Here is a 13,564-nt window from a genome sequence, read left to right on the forward strand (position 1 = left end):
TATGTCCAACTGGCAGTAGTAGGCTCGCGCCGCTCGTTGTCGGAACTCGGAACACCGCCCCCGCAATTCGGGGTTGACGTTAGGGAGGCCATGCGCTTTCGCGGTAAGTCCATCCGCAGGAAGATCGTGGCGCTGTTGCTGGTGCCGCTCGTGTCGCTGACGGCGATATGGGCCTTCGCCACGGTGATCACCGGTCGCGAGGCGATCCAACTGCTGGACGCGGCCGACATCATCGACAAGGCGGGCCAGCCGGCCGAGGACGCGGTGCACGCCGTCCAGAAGGAACGCCGGCAGACGCTCGTCCTGCTGGCCGATCCGCGGCAGTCGGACGCCCTGCCCGTGCTCCACTCCCTGCAGCGCAAAACCGACCAGTCGATCGACAAGCTGCGGGCCGCCGACTCGGACGGCACTATGCACGGCAAGATGAACGACGACTCCGAGGAACAGCTCGACAACATCCTCAAGGCCGCCGACGGGCTGGACAGCCTGCGCCGCAAGGTCGAGGACGACGCCATTTCCTCCACCCAGGCATATGAGTATTACAACAAGCTTGTCGACCTCTGCTACACCTTCCGCAGCTCCCTCCACGCGGTGCCCGACACCGACCTCGACAAACAGGGCCGCGCGCTGGTCGCCATGATCCGCGCCCGGGAGGCGCTCTCCCGCGAGGACGCGCTGTATGTCTCGGCGCTGACGGCGCGCAAGATGACGATGGCGGACCTCCAGGCGATGTCCGACCTCATCGCCGAGCGCACCCTGCTCTACGAGATCAACCTGCCGATCCTCCCCGACTCCGAGCAGAAGGTCTTCGCCGACTACCGGCGCACCAACGCCGCCCCCGCCGCCCTGCGCGTGGCCGAGGGCAAGGTCCTGTCCTCGATGGATCCCGCCACGGCCATCAGGGCGCTGGACCAGGAGCACTGGGAGGCCGCGGCCCACCCCGTCCTCAGCGACTACGACCGGCTGGGCGACGAGGCCACCGACCGGCTCAAGAAGCGCATCGACCCGGTGGCCAGCAGCGTGCTGCTCAAGGCGGGCATCGCCGGTGTCCTCGGCCTGATCGCGCTCATCGTCTCCATCTTCGTCTCGTTCCGGATCGGCCGGAGCCTGGTCCGCGATCTGTCCCGGCTGCGCAGGGACGCCCAGGAGGTCTCCAGCGTCCGGCTGCCGAGCGTGATGCGCCGCCTCGGCGCGGGCGAGCAGATCGACGTGGAGACCGAGGCGCCCCGGCTGGACTACGGCCCCGATGAGATGGGCCAGGTGGGCCTGGCCCTCAACACCCTCCAGCGGGCCGCCGTCGAGGCCGCGGTCAAGCAGGCCGAGCTCCGCCAGGGCGTCTCCGAGGTCTTCGTCAATCTCGCCCGCCGGAGCCAGGTGCTGCTGCACCGTCAGCTCACCCTCCTCGACACCATGGAGCGGCGCACCGAGGACACCGACGAGCTCGCCGACCTGTTCCGCCTGGACCATATGACCACCCGTATGCGGCGGCACGCCGAGGGCCTGGTCATCCTCTCCGGCGCCGCCCCCTCCCGGCAGTGGCGCAAGCCGATCCAGCTGATGGACGTCGTGCGCGCGGCCGTCGCCGAGGTGGAGGACTACGAGCGGATCGAGGTCCGCCGGCTGCCCCGGATCGCGGCCGTCGGCCCGGCCGTCGGCGACCTCACCCATCTGATCGCCGAACTCCTGGAGAACGCGACCGTCTTCTCGCCGCCGCACACCGCCGTCCAGGTGCACGGCGAGCGGGTCGCCAAGGGCTTCACCCTGGAGATCCACGACCGGGGCCTCGGCATGACGCCCGACGCGCTGCTGGAGGCCAACCTCCGGCTCGCCGAGACCCCCGAGTTCCAGCTCTCCGACACCGACCGGCTCGGGCTGTTCGTGGTCAGCCGGCTCGCCCAGCGGCAGGGGGCGCGGGTCTCGCTGCAGCCCTCCCCGTACGGCGGCACCACGGCCATCGTGCTCATCCCCTCCAACCTGCTCACCGACGAGGGCGGCCGGGGGGAGACCGACGGCCGCGACGACCGGGACACCGGCGGGCGCTTCGCCGACACCGCGCGGCGGGGCGTGGGCGACGTCCGGCTCGGACCCGTGGACGAGGCCGAGCCGGCCTCGCAGCTCGCGTCCCTGACCTCATCCCTCGCACATGAGGGTCACGAAGGCGCCGACGATGACGAGGAAGTGGGCGGGATCTTCCGGGCCCGCGGCCTGAAGGCGCGTCAGTCCGTACGCACCGGACCCGCCCCGTCCACCGTGGAGCAGCATCAGCAGACTTCGGACGGCCCGGACCCGGCACCGGGCGGCGGCCCCGCGCCGCTGCCCCGCCGTGTCCCGCCGGTACTGGTCGCCGACCACGGCCGGCCGGTCGAGGGCACGTCCGGCGGACGGCCCACCCGTTCGCAGGGCCCGGGGCAGCCGTCCTGGGCCGACCGCTCCGAACGCCAGGGCCAGGACCAGGCCCAGGGTCGGAGCCAGGGCCCGCGGCGCACGGGGACGGAGCGCAAAGGCCCGGAGCAGAGCCCGGTGCCCACCCAGCGGGCGGCCTCCGGCCTCCCCAAGCGGGTACGGCAGGCCAGCCTGGCCCCGCAGTTGAAGAACGACCCCGCACCCCCGGACGAGGCGGACCGAACCGCTGCCGAGATCGATCCCGAGCGCGAAGCCGAGCAGGCGAGGGCCACCATGGCCTCGCTCCAACGGGGTTGGCAGCGCGGTCGGCGGCAGTCGGCCACCGGATCCGGCGATGCGGACGTAAGCCCTGGAACGACACATGAGGGGGACGGTCGATGACCGCATCGAACGCCGCAGCATCCAATGGCTCGCCGAACGGATCGGGCGAACTCAACTGGCTGCTCGATGAACTGGTCGGCAGAGTGGGCAGCATCCGCAAGGCGCTGGTGCTCTCCGGGGACGGGCTCGCCACCGGCGGCTCACGCGATCTGTCCCGGGAGGACGGTGAGCATCTGGCCGCCGTGGCCTCCGGCTTCCACAGCCTCGCCAAGGGCGTCGGCCGCCACTTCGACGTCGGCCGGGTCCGTCAGACCATCGTCGAACTCGACGACGCCTTCCTGTTCGTCACCGCGGCGGGGGACGGTAGCTGTCTTGCCGTCCTCGCCGACGCCGACTCCGATGTGGGCCAGATAGCATACGAGATGACGCTGCTGGTCAAGCGGGTGGGCGTGCATCTGGGCTCGGCTCCGCGCTCCAGCGGGTGACGGAGGCCGGGGGACGATGAGCGGAGACCCGGAAGGCGTCGCCCGGTGGTTCGACGACGCGGCGGGACCGGTGGTCAGACCTTATGCGATGACGCGGGGACGCACCCGCAGCGCCGCGGAGGAGAAGCTGGATCTGATCGCGGTCGTCGTCGCCGACAGCGCGAACCACCGGACCGTCGCCGACCAGATGTTGTCCCCGGAGCACATCGACATCGTCGAGCTGAGCCGGGACAGTCCGCAGTCCGTCGCCGAACTGGCGGCGGAGCTCGACCTTCCGATCGGCGTGATCCGTGTGCTCATCGGCGATCTGCTCCACGCCGCACTCGTCCGAGTGTCTCGGCCCGTACCTCCGGCGGAACTGCCGGACGAGAGGATTCTGCGCGAGGTGATCAATGGGCTACGGGCACTCTGACCTGGTTCGCCCTCATGTCGTCGAACCGGTCACGCTGAAGATACTGGTGGCGGGCGGCTTCGGGGTGGGCAAGACGACCCTGGTGGGGGCGGTCAGCGAGATCAGGCCGCTGCGCACCGAGGAGCTGCTCACCGAGGCGGGCCGGCCGGTCGACGACATCGCGGGGGTGGAGTCCAAGACGACCACCACCGTCGCCATGGACTTCGGGCGCATCACGCTCCGCGAGGACCTGGTGCTGTATCTCTTCGGCACACCGGGACAGGACCGGTTCTGGTTCCTGTGGGACGAGCTGGCCACCGGCGCGCTGGGCGCGGTGGTGCTGGCCGACACCCGCCGTCTCGAGGACTGCTTCGCCGCCATCGACTACTTCGAACGGCGGGACATCGCCTTCACGGTGGCGGTCAACTGCTTCCAGGACGCCGACCGCTATCCGGAGGACTCGGTGCGCGACGCGCTCGACCTCGACCCGGGCACCCCGGTCGTCCTGTGTGACGCCCGGGAGCGCGAGTCGGTCAAGCATGTGCTGATCTCGGTGGTCGAGCACGCGATGCTGGCCACCGCGCCCCGGGCCTGACCGCACGGCACGGCCCGTACCCCGCCGTCCGGGGTACGGGCCGCCGTTCGCGAGCGATGGCACCGTATGCGGCTCAGGAGCCTTCGGCCCGCTGCCCTTCCTTGTGCCAGCCGAAGCTGCGCTCCACCGCCATGCGCCAGTTGCCGTACTCGCGCGTCCTCTCCTCCTCGGACATCCCCGGGGTCCACTCGGTGTCCCGCTTCCAGTGGGCCCGCAGCTCGTCGAGGTCCTGCCAGGCGCCGGTGGCGAGCCCCGCCGCGTACGCCGCGCCCAGGCAGGTGGTCTCGGCGACCACCGGACGGATCACCGGGACGCCCAGCACATCGGCCTGGTGCTGCATCAGCAGGCCGTTGGCCGTCATTCCGCCGTCGACCTTGAGCGAGCTGATCCGTACCCCGGAGTCCTGGTACATCGCGTCGACCACCTCACGCGTCTGCCAGCTGGTCGACTCCAGGACGGCACGGGCCAGATGCGCCTTGGTGACATAGCGGGTGAGGCCGGTGATCACGCCGCGGGCGTCCGAGCGCCAGTACGGGGCGAACAGACCCGAGAAGGCCGGGACGATATACGCCCCGCCGTTGTCGTCCACGCTCGCGGCGAGCGGCTCGATCTCGTCGGCGGAGCGGATGATGCCCAGCTGATCGCGGAACCACTGCACCAGCGCGCCGGTGATCGCGATCGAACCCTCCAGGCAGTAGACGGGCCGCTCACCCCCGAGTTGGTAGCCCATCGTGGTCAGCAGCCCGCTCTTGGACGGCACCGGGCGGTCACCGGTGTTCAGCAGCAGGAAGCTGCCGGTGCCATAGGTGTTCTTGGCCTCGCCGACGCCGTAGCAGGTCTGGCCGAAGACGGCGGCCTGCTGATCGCCGAGCGCGGAGGCCACCGGCACACCGGCCAGTTGCCCGACCGCCGTGCCGTACACCTCGGCGGAGGAGCGGATCTCCGGCAGCATCGCCTCGGGCAGGCCCATGGCGGCCAGGATCGAGGGGTCCCACTGGAGGGCCCGCAGATCCATCAGCAGCGTGCGTCCGGCGTTGGTCACATCGGTGACGTGCACTCCGCCGTCGGTGCCGCCGGTGAGGTTCCAGATCAGCCAGGAGTCGATGGTGCCGAAGGCGATCTCGCCCAGCTCGGCACGGTGGCGCAGCCCGGGAACGTGTTCCAGCAGCCAGGCGGCCTTGGGCCCGGAGAAGTAGCTGGCGAGCGGCAGTCCGGTGGTGTCCCGGAAGCGGTCCTGTCCCACCTCGCCGCCGAGTTCGTCGCACAGGCCGGAGGTGCGGGTGTCCTGCCAGACGATCGCGTTGTGCACCGGTTTGCCGGTGCGGCGGTCCCACAGGACCGTCGTCTCGCGCTGATTGGTGATGCCCAGCGCGGTGAGCTGGTCGGCCCGCAGCCCCGCCTTGGCCAGCGCACCGGCCACCACGGCCTGCACCTTGGCCCAGATCTCGGTGGCGTCGTGCTCGACCCAGCCGGGTTTGGGAAAGATCTGACGGTGCTCGCGCTGGTCGACGGCGACGATCGCGCCGTCGTGGTCGAAGATGATGCAGCGGCTGGAGGTGGTGCCCTGGTCGATCGCGGCGACGTAGGTGTCCGTCGGATGCGGCATGGCGTCTCCTTCGGTCAGAAGGCTGCGTTGAAGACGAGACCCGCCAGCACGGCCCCGATCAGCGGGCCCACCACCGGGACCCAGGCATAACCCCAGTCCGAGGTCCCCTTGTTGGGGATGGGCAGCAGGGCGTGGGCGAGGCGTGGCCCGAGGTCGCGCGCCGGGTTGATGGCATAGCCGGTGGGCCCGCCCAGGGAGAGGCCGATGCCGACCACCAGGAACGCGACGAGCAGGACGGAGATGCCCGAGCCGAGGACCACGGTGCCGCCGCCGTCGGCGACCGGGCCGATCCCGATGCCGTCGACCTTGCCGAACGCGAGCAGCGGCAGCACCAGCGCGGCCGTCGCGATGATTTCGGTGACGAGGTTGGCCACCGGATTCCGGATCTCCGGAACGGTGGAGAAGACCCCGAGCGTGGGAAGGGCGTTCTTCTCGTCCGCGTTGGCGGCGAACTGCGCGTAGTACAGCGCCCAGGCCAGCACCGCGCCGATCACGGCGCCGATGAGCTGCCCGAGGATGTAGAGCGGCACCTTGTCCCAGTCGCCGGTGTCCACGGCGACGCCCACGGTCACCGCCGGATTGAGATGGGCTCCGGACAGCGGGGCGGCGGTGTAGGCGCCGGCCATGACGCCGAAGCCCCAGCCGAAGGCGATGACGATCCACCCCGACGCCTTGGCCTTGGAGTGGTTCAGCGTGACGGCGGCGCAGACGCCCGCCCCGAAGAGAATCAGTATCGCGGTGCCGATGACCTCACCGGTGAAGATGTCCCCATTGCTCATGTCGGCTCCTAGGACCTCGCCCGGGGCGGGTGGCCCCGGTCCTCCGTGCTGGGTCGTTTCGAGCGTGCGGGTGCATCGGAATCGCCCATGGGGGGTGAACGTCACAAGAGCCTGCGTGCGGCGACGCCGACTGACACCGCAGCAGTGTTCACCGGTGGTCAGGGGGCGTCAAGGTGATGGACGGCAACGGTGTTCGTGACAACCGTAAGGACGTCGCCCTGGTACCGGCGGACGCTCGGGCACCGCTCAGCGCACCGCGACGACCGACGAGCCATGCCCGAACAGCCCCTGGTTCACGGTGATTCCCGCGCTCGCCCCCGCCACCTGCCGCTCGCCCGCCTGCCCCCGCAACTGCTGGGTCAGCTCGCATACCTGGGCGATGGCCTGCGCCGGAACCGCCTCGCCGAAGGACGCCAGCCCGCCGCTCGGATTGACCGGAATCCGCCCGCCCAGTGCCGTCGCCCCCTCGCGCAGCAGCTTCGCGCCCTCCCCGGGCCCGCACAGTCCGAGGTCCTCGTACCACTCCAGCTCCAGGGCGGTGGACAGGTCGTACACCTCGGCCAGCGACAGATCCTCCGGCCCCAGCCCCGCCTCCTCGTACGCGGCCCGGGCGATGGAGGGCCGGAACGGATCGGACGCGGGGGAGCCCGGCGGGGCCGAGTCGGTGGCGATGTCCGGCAGATCCAGCGCGGTGCGCGGATGGCTGGGGGAGACGGACGAGACGGCGCGGATCCGCACCGGGCGGCTCATCCCGAGCCGTCGCGCCGTCTCCATGCTGCCGAGCACCAGCGCCGCCGCCCCGTCGGAGGTGGCGCAGATGTCCAGCAGCCGCAGGGGATCGGCGACCACCGGGGACGCGGCGACCTCCTCGGCGGTGACGGGGGAGCGGTAGCGGGCGTACGGATTGGCGGCGCCGGCGGCCGCGTTCTTCACCTTCACCCGCGCGAAGTCCTCGGCCGTGTCGCCGTACATCGCCATCCGGCGGCGGGCCCAGAGCGCGAAATAGGCGGGGTTGGTGGCGCCCAGCACCCGGAAGCGCAGCCAGTCCGGATCGTCCGGCCGCTCACCGCCCGCCGGGGCGAAGAAGCCCTTGGGCGCCGCGTCGGAGCCCACCACCAAAACCGTGTCCGCCATGCCGGACAGGATCTGGGCGCGGGCCGTGTCGATGGCCCGCGCGCCGGACGCACAGGCCGCGTACACGCTGGTGACCCGGGCGCCCTGCCAGCCCAGCGCCCGGGCGAAGGTCGCGCCCGCGACCTGCCCGGGATAGCCGCAGCGCACGGTATTGGCACCCACCACGGACTGGATCGCGGACCACTGGAGCCCGGCGTCCCCGAGCGCGGCCCGCGCCGCCTTCGTGCCGTACTCCACGAAGCTGCGGCCCCACTTCCCCCAGGGGTGCATCCCGGCGCCGAGCACCGCCACCTCACCGGTCATGACGCCTCCCCGGAGATGGGCCGCCAGTGCCAGGTGGTGAGGGTGCGCCCGCCCTCCTCGCCCAGCACCCCGGGCACCACCTCGACCGCCATCCCGACGGCCAGATCGGCCACGGTCACCCCGGGGGCGCCCTGCCCCAGCACCACCATCCGCTCGGCGGCCAGCTCCACGGCGATCAGTGTGTACGGCCGCCACTCGCCGTCGGGGCCGGACGGGTAGGGGGCGGGCGGCCGGTAGCGGCCGTCGGTGTAGGACCACACCCGGCCGCGCCGGGACAGCGGCACCTCCGTCAGCTCGGTGCCCGCGCAGCCCGGGGCGCGGCAGAAGACGTCCTCCCGCGGGAAATACACCGCCCCGCAGCCCCGGCAGCACGTCCCCAGCAGCCGGAACTCCCCGCCCTCGGAGCTGAACCACCCGTCGACCACGGGCACACGCGTGGGGGACACGACCCCTCCCGATACCTGGAAACTGACGATGTGTCAGAAGTGTGGCACGGGGACCGTAGCGCGCGTAACCCCGGTACAGTGACCGCGATCACGGTCCTGATCAGCCGAAGGGCGAGGGGAGCGGTCGGTGGCGGAGACACGGACGCAAGCCCGGGCCACGACGCGGACCGGCACGGCCGTCCGGCTCGAGGCCGTCACCAAGGACTTCGGCACGGTGCGCGCGGTGGACGCCGTCGACCTCACCGTCCACGAGGGCGAGTTCTTCACCCTGCTCGGCCCCTCCGGCTCGGGGAAGTCCACTCTGCTGCGCCTGGTCGCGGGGTTCGAACAGCCCACCGGCGGCCGTATCGAACTCGCCGGAGACGACGTCACCGCGACCCCGCCCAACCGCCGCGATGTGCACACCGTCTTCCAGGACTACGCGCTCTTCCCGCAGATGAGCGTCGAGCAGAACGTGGCCTACGCCCTGACCGTGCGCGGCGTCCGCAAGGCCGAGCGGCTCGCCCGCGCCCGCGAGGCGCTGACCACCGTACGGCTGGACGGCTTCGCCTCCCGCCGCCCCGCCGAGCTCTCCGGCGGCCAGCGCCAGCGCGTCGCCCTCGCCCGCGCCCTCGTCGACCAGCCCGCCGTGCTGCTGCTCGACGAACCGCTCGGCGCGCTCGACCTGGCGCTCCGGCAGGAGATGCAGACCGAGCTGAAGGAACTGCAGCGCACCACCGGCATCACCTTCCTCCTGGTCACCCATGACCAGGACGAGGCGCTGACCATGAGCGACCGCATCGCCGTCGTCCGCGACGGCCGCATCGAACAGACCGGTCCGCCGGTCGAGGTGTACGAACGCCCCGCCACCGCCTTCGTCGCGGGCTTCGTCGGCACTACCAACCTGCTGCGCGGCGAGGCCGCGGTCCGCGTCGTGGGCCGCCCCGGCACCTACTCCATCCGGCCCGAGCGGATCCTGCTCACCGACCCCGCAGAACCATCCGCCCGGCAGTCCGCCGAAGCGTCCGCCCGGCAGCCTGCCGAACTGTCCGCCGACGGCCGGCGGACCGTCACGGGGCGCATCACCGATATCGTGCACGCCGGGGCGCACACCCGCTTCACCATCGTGCTTCCGCACGGCGACCGGCTCACCGTGCACCGCCAGAACCTCACCGGACTCCCCGAATCCGCCCGCCCGGACGGCGAGATCGGGCTCTCCTGGGACGAACGGGACGCCTTCCCCGTACCGAGTTGACCTTGTCATTGCCGACGGCACCCTGGCGGGGGCATACCGCCCGCCTGATACTGGCCGAGCCTCAAGTGCCAAGCGGGACGAGGAGGACCGGATGCGGAAACGGAAGATGTCTGCGTGGAGGTCCGCGGCCGCCATCTGCGCGCTGCTGCTGACCGCCGCCGGATGCGGCTCCGGAAACGACGACGACAAAGGCGGCCACGCACCCGACAAGCTCGGTAAGGGCGAAGGCAAGGTCAACATCATCGCCTGGGCCGGCTATGCCGAGGACGGCTCCAACGACCCCAAGGTCGACTGGGTCCACCCGTTCGAGAAGAAGACCGGCTGCCAGGTGAACACCAAGACGGCCGGTACCTCCGACGAGATGGTCTCGCTGATGAAGACCGGGCAGTACGACACGGTCTCCGCCTCCGGCGACGCCACCCTGCGCCTCATCGCCTCCGGCGACGCGGCCCCCGTCAACACCAAGCTGGTCCCGAACTACAGGGACATCTTCCCGGCCCTCAAACAGCAGCCGTTCAACTCCAAGGACGGCCGGATGTACGGCATTCCGCACGGCCGGGGCGCCAATCTCCTCATGTACCGCACCGACAAGGTCACCTCGGCCCCCGACTCCTGGCGCGCCGTCTTCGACGACGCCGCGCGGTACGACGGCCATGTCACCGCCTACGACTCGCCCATCTACATCGCCGACGCCGCGCTCTATCTGATGCAGGCCAAGCCCTCGCTCGGCATCAAGAACCCCTACGCGCTCGACCAGAAGCAACTCGACGCCGCAGTCGCCCTGCTGAAGAAGCAGCACAAGGCGGTGGGGGAGTACTGGAGCGACTACCAGAAGGAGATCACCGCCTTCAAGGGCGGCGACAGCGTCATCGGCACCACCTGGCAGGTCATCGCCAACCTCACCAAGGCCGAGAAGGCCCCCGTCAAGGCGGTGCTCCCCAAGGAGGGCGCCACCGGCTGGTCCGACACCTGGATGGTCTCCGCCAAGGCCGAGCACCCCAACTGCGCCTACAAGTGGCTGGACTGGATCGTCTCGCCCAAGGTCAACGCCCAGGTCGCCGAGTACTTCGGCGAGGCTCCGTCCAACCGTAAGGCGTGCGCCGAGACCTCCGCCCCCGACCACTGCGCGATCTTCCACGCGGACGACGAGAAGTACTTCCAGCGCGTCCACTTCTGGACCACACCCATCAAACAGTGCCTTGACGGCCGTAAGGACGCCGACTGCACCGACTACGCCCAGTGGACCAGGGCCTGGACGGAGCTCAAGGGCTGAGATGCCCGCCGCGCCCACCCCAGGCTCGCGGCTGCGGCTGACCGCGCTCCTCGCCCCGCCCCTGCTCTGGCTGACCCTGGCCTATCTGGGCTCGCTCGCCGTCCTGCTGCTGTCGGCCTTCTGGGCCACCGACTCCTTCACCTCCGATGTCGTCCGCACGTGGAACACCGACAACTTCCACGAGCTGCTGACCACCCCCGTCTACCGCACCATCGCCCTGCGCACCCTGTCCATCGCGGCCGCCGTCACCGTCGTCGACGCGCTCCTCGCCCTGCCCATGGCCTTCTTCATGGCGCGGGTCGCGGGCCGGGGCTGGCGGCGGCCGCTGCTGGTCGCCGTGCTCACCCCGCTGTGGGCCGGCTATCTGGTCAAGGCGTACGCCTGGCGGGTCATGCTCGGCGAGAACGGCGTGGTGGGCGCCGCCCTCGCCCCGTTCGGGCTGCACGGACCCGGCTACGGCACCACCGCCGTCGTCATCGTGCTCGCCTACCTCTGGCTGCCCTACATGATCCTGCCGGTGTACGCGGCCCTCGAACGGCTCCCCGAGCGGATGCTGGAAGCCTCCGCCGACCTCGGCGCCGGCACCTGGCGCACCCTGCGCTCCGTCGTCCTGCCCGCCGTACGCCCCGCCGTGCTCGCCGGATCCGTCTTCACCTTCTCGCTCAGCCTGGGCGACTACCTCACCGTGCAGATCGTCGGCGGCAAGACCCAGTTGCTGGGCAATGTCATCGCCTCGCAGGTCACCCTGGACCTGCCGATGGCCGCAGCGCTCTCCGCCGTGCCCGTGGTCCTCATCGTCTGCTATCTGGCCGCCGTACGCCGTGCGGGCGCCCTCGACTCGCTCTAGTCGCTCTAGTCGCTCCCGTCGCTCCAGGAGGTGGACCCATGCGCATCTCGCGCACCGCCCGCGTGGCCCTCTGCTGTGTCACCGCGGCCGGCCTCGCGATCGTCTACGTCCCGCTGCTGCTGGTGCTGCTCAACTCCGTCAACACCGACCGCTCCTTCGGCTGGCCGCCCAGCGGCTTCACCGGCCGCTGGTGGCGGGCCGCCCTGCACAGCGAGGGCGCCCGCCAGGCCCTGCTCACCTCGCTCAAGGCCGGGCTCGCCGCCACCGCGATCGCCCTGGTGCTCGGCACCCTGGCCGCGTACGCCGTCCACCGCCACCGCTTCTTCGGCCGGCGGACCGTGTCCTTCCTGCTCGTCCTGCCGATCGCGCTGCCCGGCATCGTCAGCGGCATCGCCCTCAACGCCGCCTTCCGCACCGTCCTCGACCCGATCGGCATCGGCTTCGGCCTGTTCACGGTGGTCGTCGGGCACGCCACCTTCTGCGTCGTCATCGTCTTCAACAACGTCGGCGCCCGGCTGCGCCGTATCGCGCCCTCCCTGGCCGAGGCGTCCGCGGACCTCGGGGCGCGCCCCTGGCAGACCTTCCGGTACGTCACCTTCCCCGCCATGCGCTCGGCGCTCTTCGCGGGCGGGCTGCTGGCCTTCGCGCTCTCCTTCGACGAGATCGTCGTCACGACCTTCACCGCCGGGCCCGGCACCCGCACCCTGCCCATCTGGATCTACGAGAACCTGGCCCGCCCCCACCAGGCCCCCGTCGTCAACGTCGTCGCCGCGCTCCTCATCCTGGCGTCCGTGATCCCCGTGTACATCGCCCAGCGGCTGTCCTCGGACACCGCGGGGGGACGGCTGTGAGGCTCAGCCGGTCAGCGAGCGGCGCGAGACCGGAAAGTCGAAGTAGGTGTCCGGGAACAGCTCCGGCTGGTACGTGTAGTGCCACCACTCCTCGGCCAGATTGACGAAACCGAGCTTCTCCAACGTCCCCTTGAGCAGCAGCCGGTTGGCCCGCTGCACGCCCTTGATCCGCGGATCGAGCGTATGCGAGAGCGTGTCGAAACAGTCGTACCCGGTCCCCATGTCCACCGAGTTGTCCGGGAAGCGGTCCTTCTTGGCCGCGTAGCACGGCACCAGCTTCTCGCCCGGCACATAGGGCCGGGTGGGCAGCGCGGGCAGCCGCACGATCGTCAGGTCCATGGTGCTGCCCCGGCTGTGCCCCGACTTCTCCGCGATATAGCCGTCCTCGAACAGCCGGGTCTTGTCGACCTCCGGATAGAACTCGCCCTTCATCCGCTGATCGCCGAGGTCCTTGGCCCACTCCACGAAGTCGTTCACCGCGCGCTGCGGCCGATAGCAGTCGTACACCTTCAACGTATAGCCGCGCCGCAGGAGTTGCCGCTGCGCCCGGTGCAGCGCCACGGCGGCCGGGCGGGTCAGAATGCACATCGGCCGGCGGTAGCCATCCACCGGATCGCCGGTGAAGTTATGCGGCGTGAAGTAGCGGAACTCCTGCAGGATCGTCGGATCCACGTCGCTGAGGGCCACGAACTCCTTCGGAGCCTTCGGCTCCGGCTTCGCCTGCGCCGGAGCGGACGGAGCGACGGCCAGCAGAGCGGCAACGGGCAGAGCGAGCGCACGCAGCGCGACGGCGAGTCTTGGCATGCCCATCACTTATCCCACCCCCCGAAGCGAAAACAAGCCCGCGGCCACAAGCCCGCCTCGCGGGGGATCCGCCGGCGCCCGTGGCGCGGGGC

Annotated in this window: 13 protein-coding genes; 8 read left to right on the plus strand and 5 right to left on the minus strand. The window is 70.8% G+C overall.

Going from position 1 to position 13,564, the window contains the following annotated elements; genetic code table 11:
* The first annotated feature begins 90 nt into the window (after positions 1–90).
* From CGL27_RS44700 to CGL27_RS44715, 4 genes are read left to right on the plus strand one after another with little or no spacing between them, the layout of a single operon-like run.
* Complete coding sequence (locus tag CGL27_RS44700; protein ID WP_119993347.1) at positions 91–2,784, plus strand: nitrate- and nitrite sensing domain-containing protein; 2,694 nt, start codon at positions 91–93, stop codon at positions 2,782–2,784.
* Complete coding sequence (locus tag CGL27_RS44705) at positions 2,781–3,209, plus strand: roadblock/LC7 domain-containing protein (protein ID WP_078645849.1); 429 nt, start codon at positions 2,781–2,783, stop codon at positions 3,207–3,209. Before CGL27_RS44700 ends, CGL27_RS44705 begins: the two co-directional genes overlap by 4 nt.
* Positions 3,210–3,225: 16 nt before the next feature.
* Positions 3,226–3,621 carry a DUF742 domain-containing protein gene (locus tag CGL27_RS44710; RefSeq protein ID WP_014058709.1) on the plus strand — a complete coding sequence of 132 codons (396 nt, stop codon included), beginning with the start codon at positions 3,226–3,228 and terminating at the stop codon, positions 3,619–3,621.
* Positions 3,602–4,195 carry an ATP/GTP-binding protein gene (locus tag CGL27_RS44715; protein WP_119993349.1) on the plus strand — a complete coding sequence of 198 codons (594 nt, stop codon included), beginning with the start codon at positions 3,602–3,604 and terminating at the stop codon, positions 4,193–4,195. The genes CGL27_RS44710 and CGL27_RS44715 overlap by 20 nt, the downstream gene beginning before the upstream one ends.
* Positions 4,196–4,268: 73 nt before the next feature.
* Here the strand turns inward: CGL27_RS44715 and glpK are convergent, their stop codons facing one another.
* From glpK to CGL27_RS44735, 4 genes are all read right to left on the minus strand, one after another.
* Complete coding sequence (glpK, locus tag CGL27_RS44720) at positions 4,269–5,801, minus strand: glycerol kinase GlpK (RefSeq protein ID WP_119993350.1); 1,533 nt, start codon at positions 5,799–5,801, stop codon at positions 4,269–4,271.
* 14 nt (positions 5,802–5,815) lie between these two features.
* Positions 5,816–6,580 (minus strand): MIP/aquaporin family protein, encoded by a 765-nt coding sequence (locus CGL27_RS44725; RefSeq protein WP_119993352.1) that lies wholly within the window; start codon positions 6,578–6,580, stop codon positions 5,816–5,818.
* 246 nt (positions 6,581–6,826) lie between these two features.
* Complete coding sequence (locus tag CGL27_RS44730) at positions 6,827–8,017, minus strand: lipid-transfer protein (RefSeq protein WP_119993354.1); 1,191 nt, start codon at positions 8,015–8,017, stop codon at positions 6,827–6,829.
* A complete protein-coding gene (locus tag CGL27_RS44735; protein WP_119993355.1) occupies positions 8,014–8,463 on the minus strand; it encodes a zinc ribbon domain-containing protein in 450 nt (149 codons plus the stop codon). Before CGL27_RS44735 ends, CGL27_RS44730 begins: the two co-directional genes overlap by 4 nt.
* Positions 8,464–8,590: 127 nt before the next feature.
* Between CGL27_RS44735 and CGL27_RS44740 the strand changes: the two genes are divergently transcribed.
* The 4 genes from CGL27_RS44740 (at position 8,591) to CGL27_RS44755 (ending at position 12,668) form a co-directional block, all read left to right on the plus strand.
* On the plus strand, positions 8,591–9,697 hold the full coding sequence (locus CGL27_RS44740; RefSeq protein ID WP_119993357.1) for an ABC transporter ATP-binding protein: 1,107 nt from the start codon (positions 8,591–8,593) through the stop codon (positions 9,695–9,697).
* A gap of 91 nt (positions 9,698–9,788) precedes the next feature.
* A complete protein-coding gene (locus CGL27_RS44745; RefSeq protein ID WP_119993358.1) occupies positions 9,789–10,970 on the plus strand; it encodes an ABC transporter substrate-binding protein in 1,182 nt (393 codons plus the stop codon).
* Between the two features lies 1 nt (position 10,971).
* Positions 10,972–11,817, plus strand: a complete 846-nt coding sequence (locus CGL27_RS44750) for an ABC transporter permease (protein WP_107439183.1) — start codon at positions 10,972–10,974, stop codon at positions 11,815–11,817.
* A 38-nt stretch (positions 11,818–11,855) separates the two neighbouring features.
* On the plus strand, positions 11,856–12,668 hold the full coding sequence (locus CGL27_RS44755) for an ABC transporter permease (RefSeq protein WP_078645859.1): 813 nt from the start codon (positions 11,856–11,858) through the stop codon (positions 12,666–12,668).
* A 3-nt stretch (positions 12,669–12,671) separates the two neighbouring features.
* Here the strand turns inward: CGL27_RS44755 and CGL27_RS44760 are convergent, their stop codons facing one another.
* Positions 12,672–13,472, minus strand: a complete 801-nt coding sequence (locus tag CGL27_RS44760; RefSeq protein WP_119994860.1) for a M15 family metallopeptidase — start codon at positions 13,470–13,472, stop codon at positions 12,672–12,674.
* Between the last annotated feature and the right edge of the window lie 92 nt (positions 13,473–13,564).

Source organism: Streptomyces sp. 11-1-2, assembly GCF_003595545.1.
In the GTDB taxonomy this organism is placed as follows: Bacteria; Actinomycetota; Actinomycetes; order Streptomycetales; family Streptomycetaceae; genus Streptomyces; species Streptomyces hygroscopicus_B.

Bases quoted from the DNA above. Each gene is read 5' to 3' on its own strand.
- CGL27_RS44700 (WP_119993347.1), top strand. From the start codon at position 91: ATGCGCTTTCGCGGTAAGTCCATCCGCAGGAAGATCGTGGCGCTGTTG.
- CGL27_RS44705 (WP_078645849.1), top strand. From the start codon at position 2,781: ATGACCGCATCGAACGCCGCAGCATCCAATGGCTCGCCGAACGGATCG.
- CGL27_RS44710 (WP_014058709.1), top strand. From the start codon at position 3,226: ATGAGCGGAGACCCGGAAGGCGTCGCCCGGTGGTTCGACGACGCGGCG.
- CGL27_RS44715 (WP_119993349.1), top strand. From the start codon at position 3,602: ATGGGCTACGGGCACTCTGACCTGGTTCGCCCTCATGTCGTCGAACCG.
- glpK (WP_119993350.1), bottom strand. From the start codon at position 5,801: ATGCCGCATCCGACGGACACCTACGTCGCCGCGATCGACCAGGGCACC.
- CGL27_RS44725 (WP_119993352.1), bottom strand. From the start codon at position 6,580: ATGAGCAATGGGGACATCTTCACCGGTGAGGTCATCGGCACCGCGATA.
- CGL27_RS44730 (WP_119993354.1), bottom strand. From the start codon at position 8,017: ATGACCGGTGAGGTGGCGGTGCTCGGCGCCGGGATGCACCCCTGGGGG.
- CGL27_RS44745 (WP_119993358.1), top strand. From the start codon at position 9,789: ATGCGGAAACGGAAGATGTCTGCGTGGAGGTCCGCGGCCGCCATCTGC.
- CGL27_RS44750 (WP_107439183.1), top strand. From the start codon at position 10,972: ATGCCCGCCGCGCCCACCCCAGGCTCGCGGCTGCGGCTGACCGCGCTC.
- CGL27_RS44755 (WP_078645859.1), top strand. From the start codon at position 11,856: ATGCGCATCTCGCGCACCGCCCGCGTGGCCCTCTGCTGTGTCACCGCG.
- CGL27_RS44760 (WP_119994860.1), bottom strand. From the start codon at position 13,472: ATGCCAAGACTCGCCGTCGCGCTGCGTGCGCTCGCTCTGCCCGTTGCC.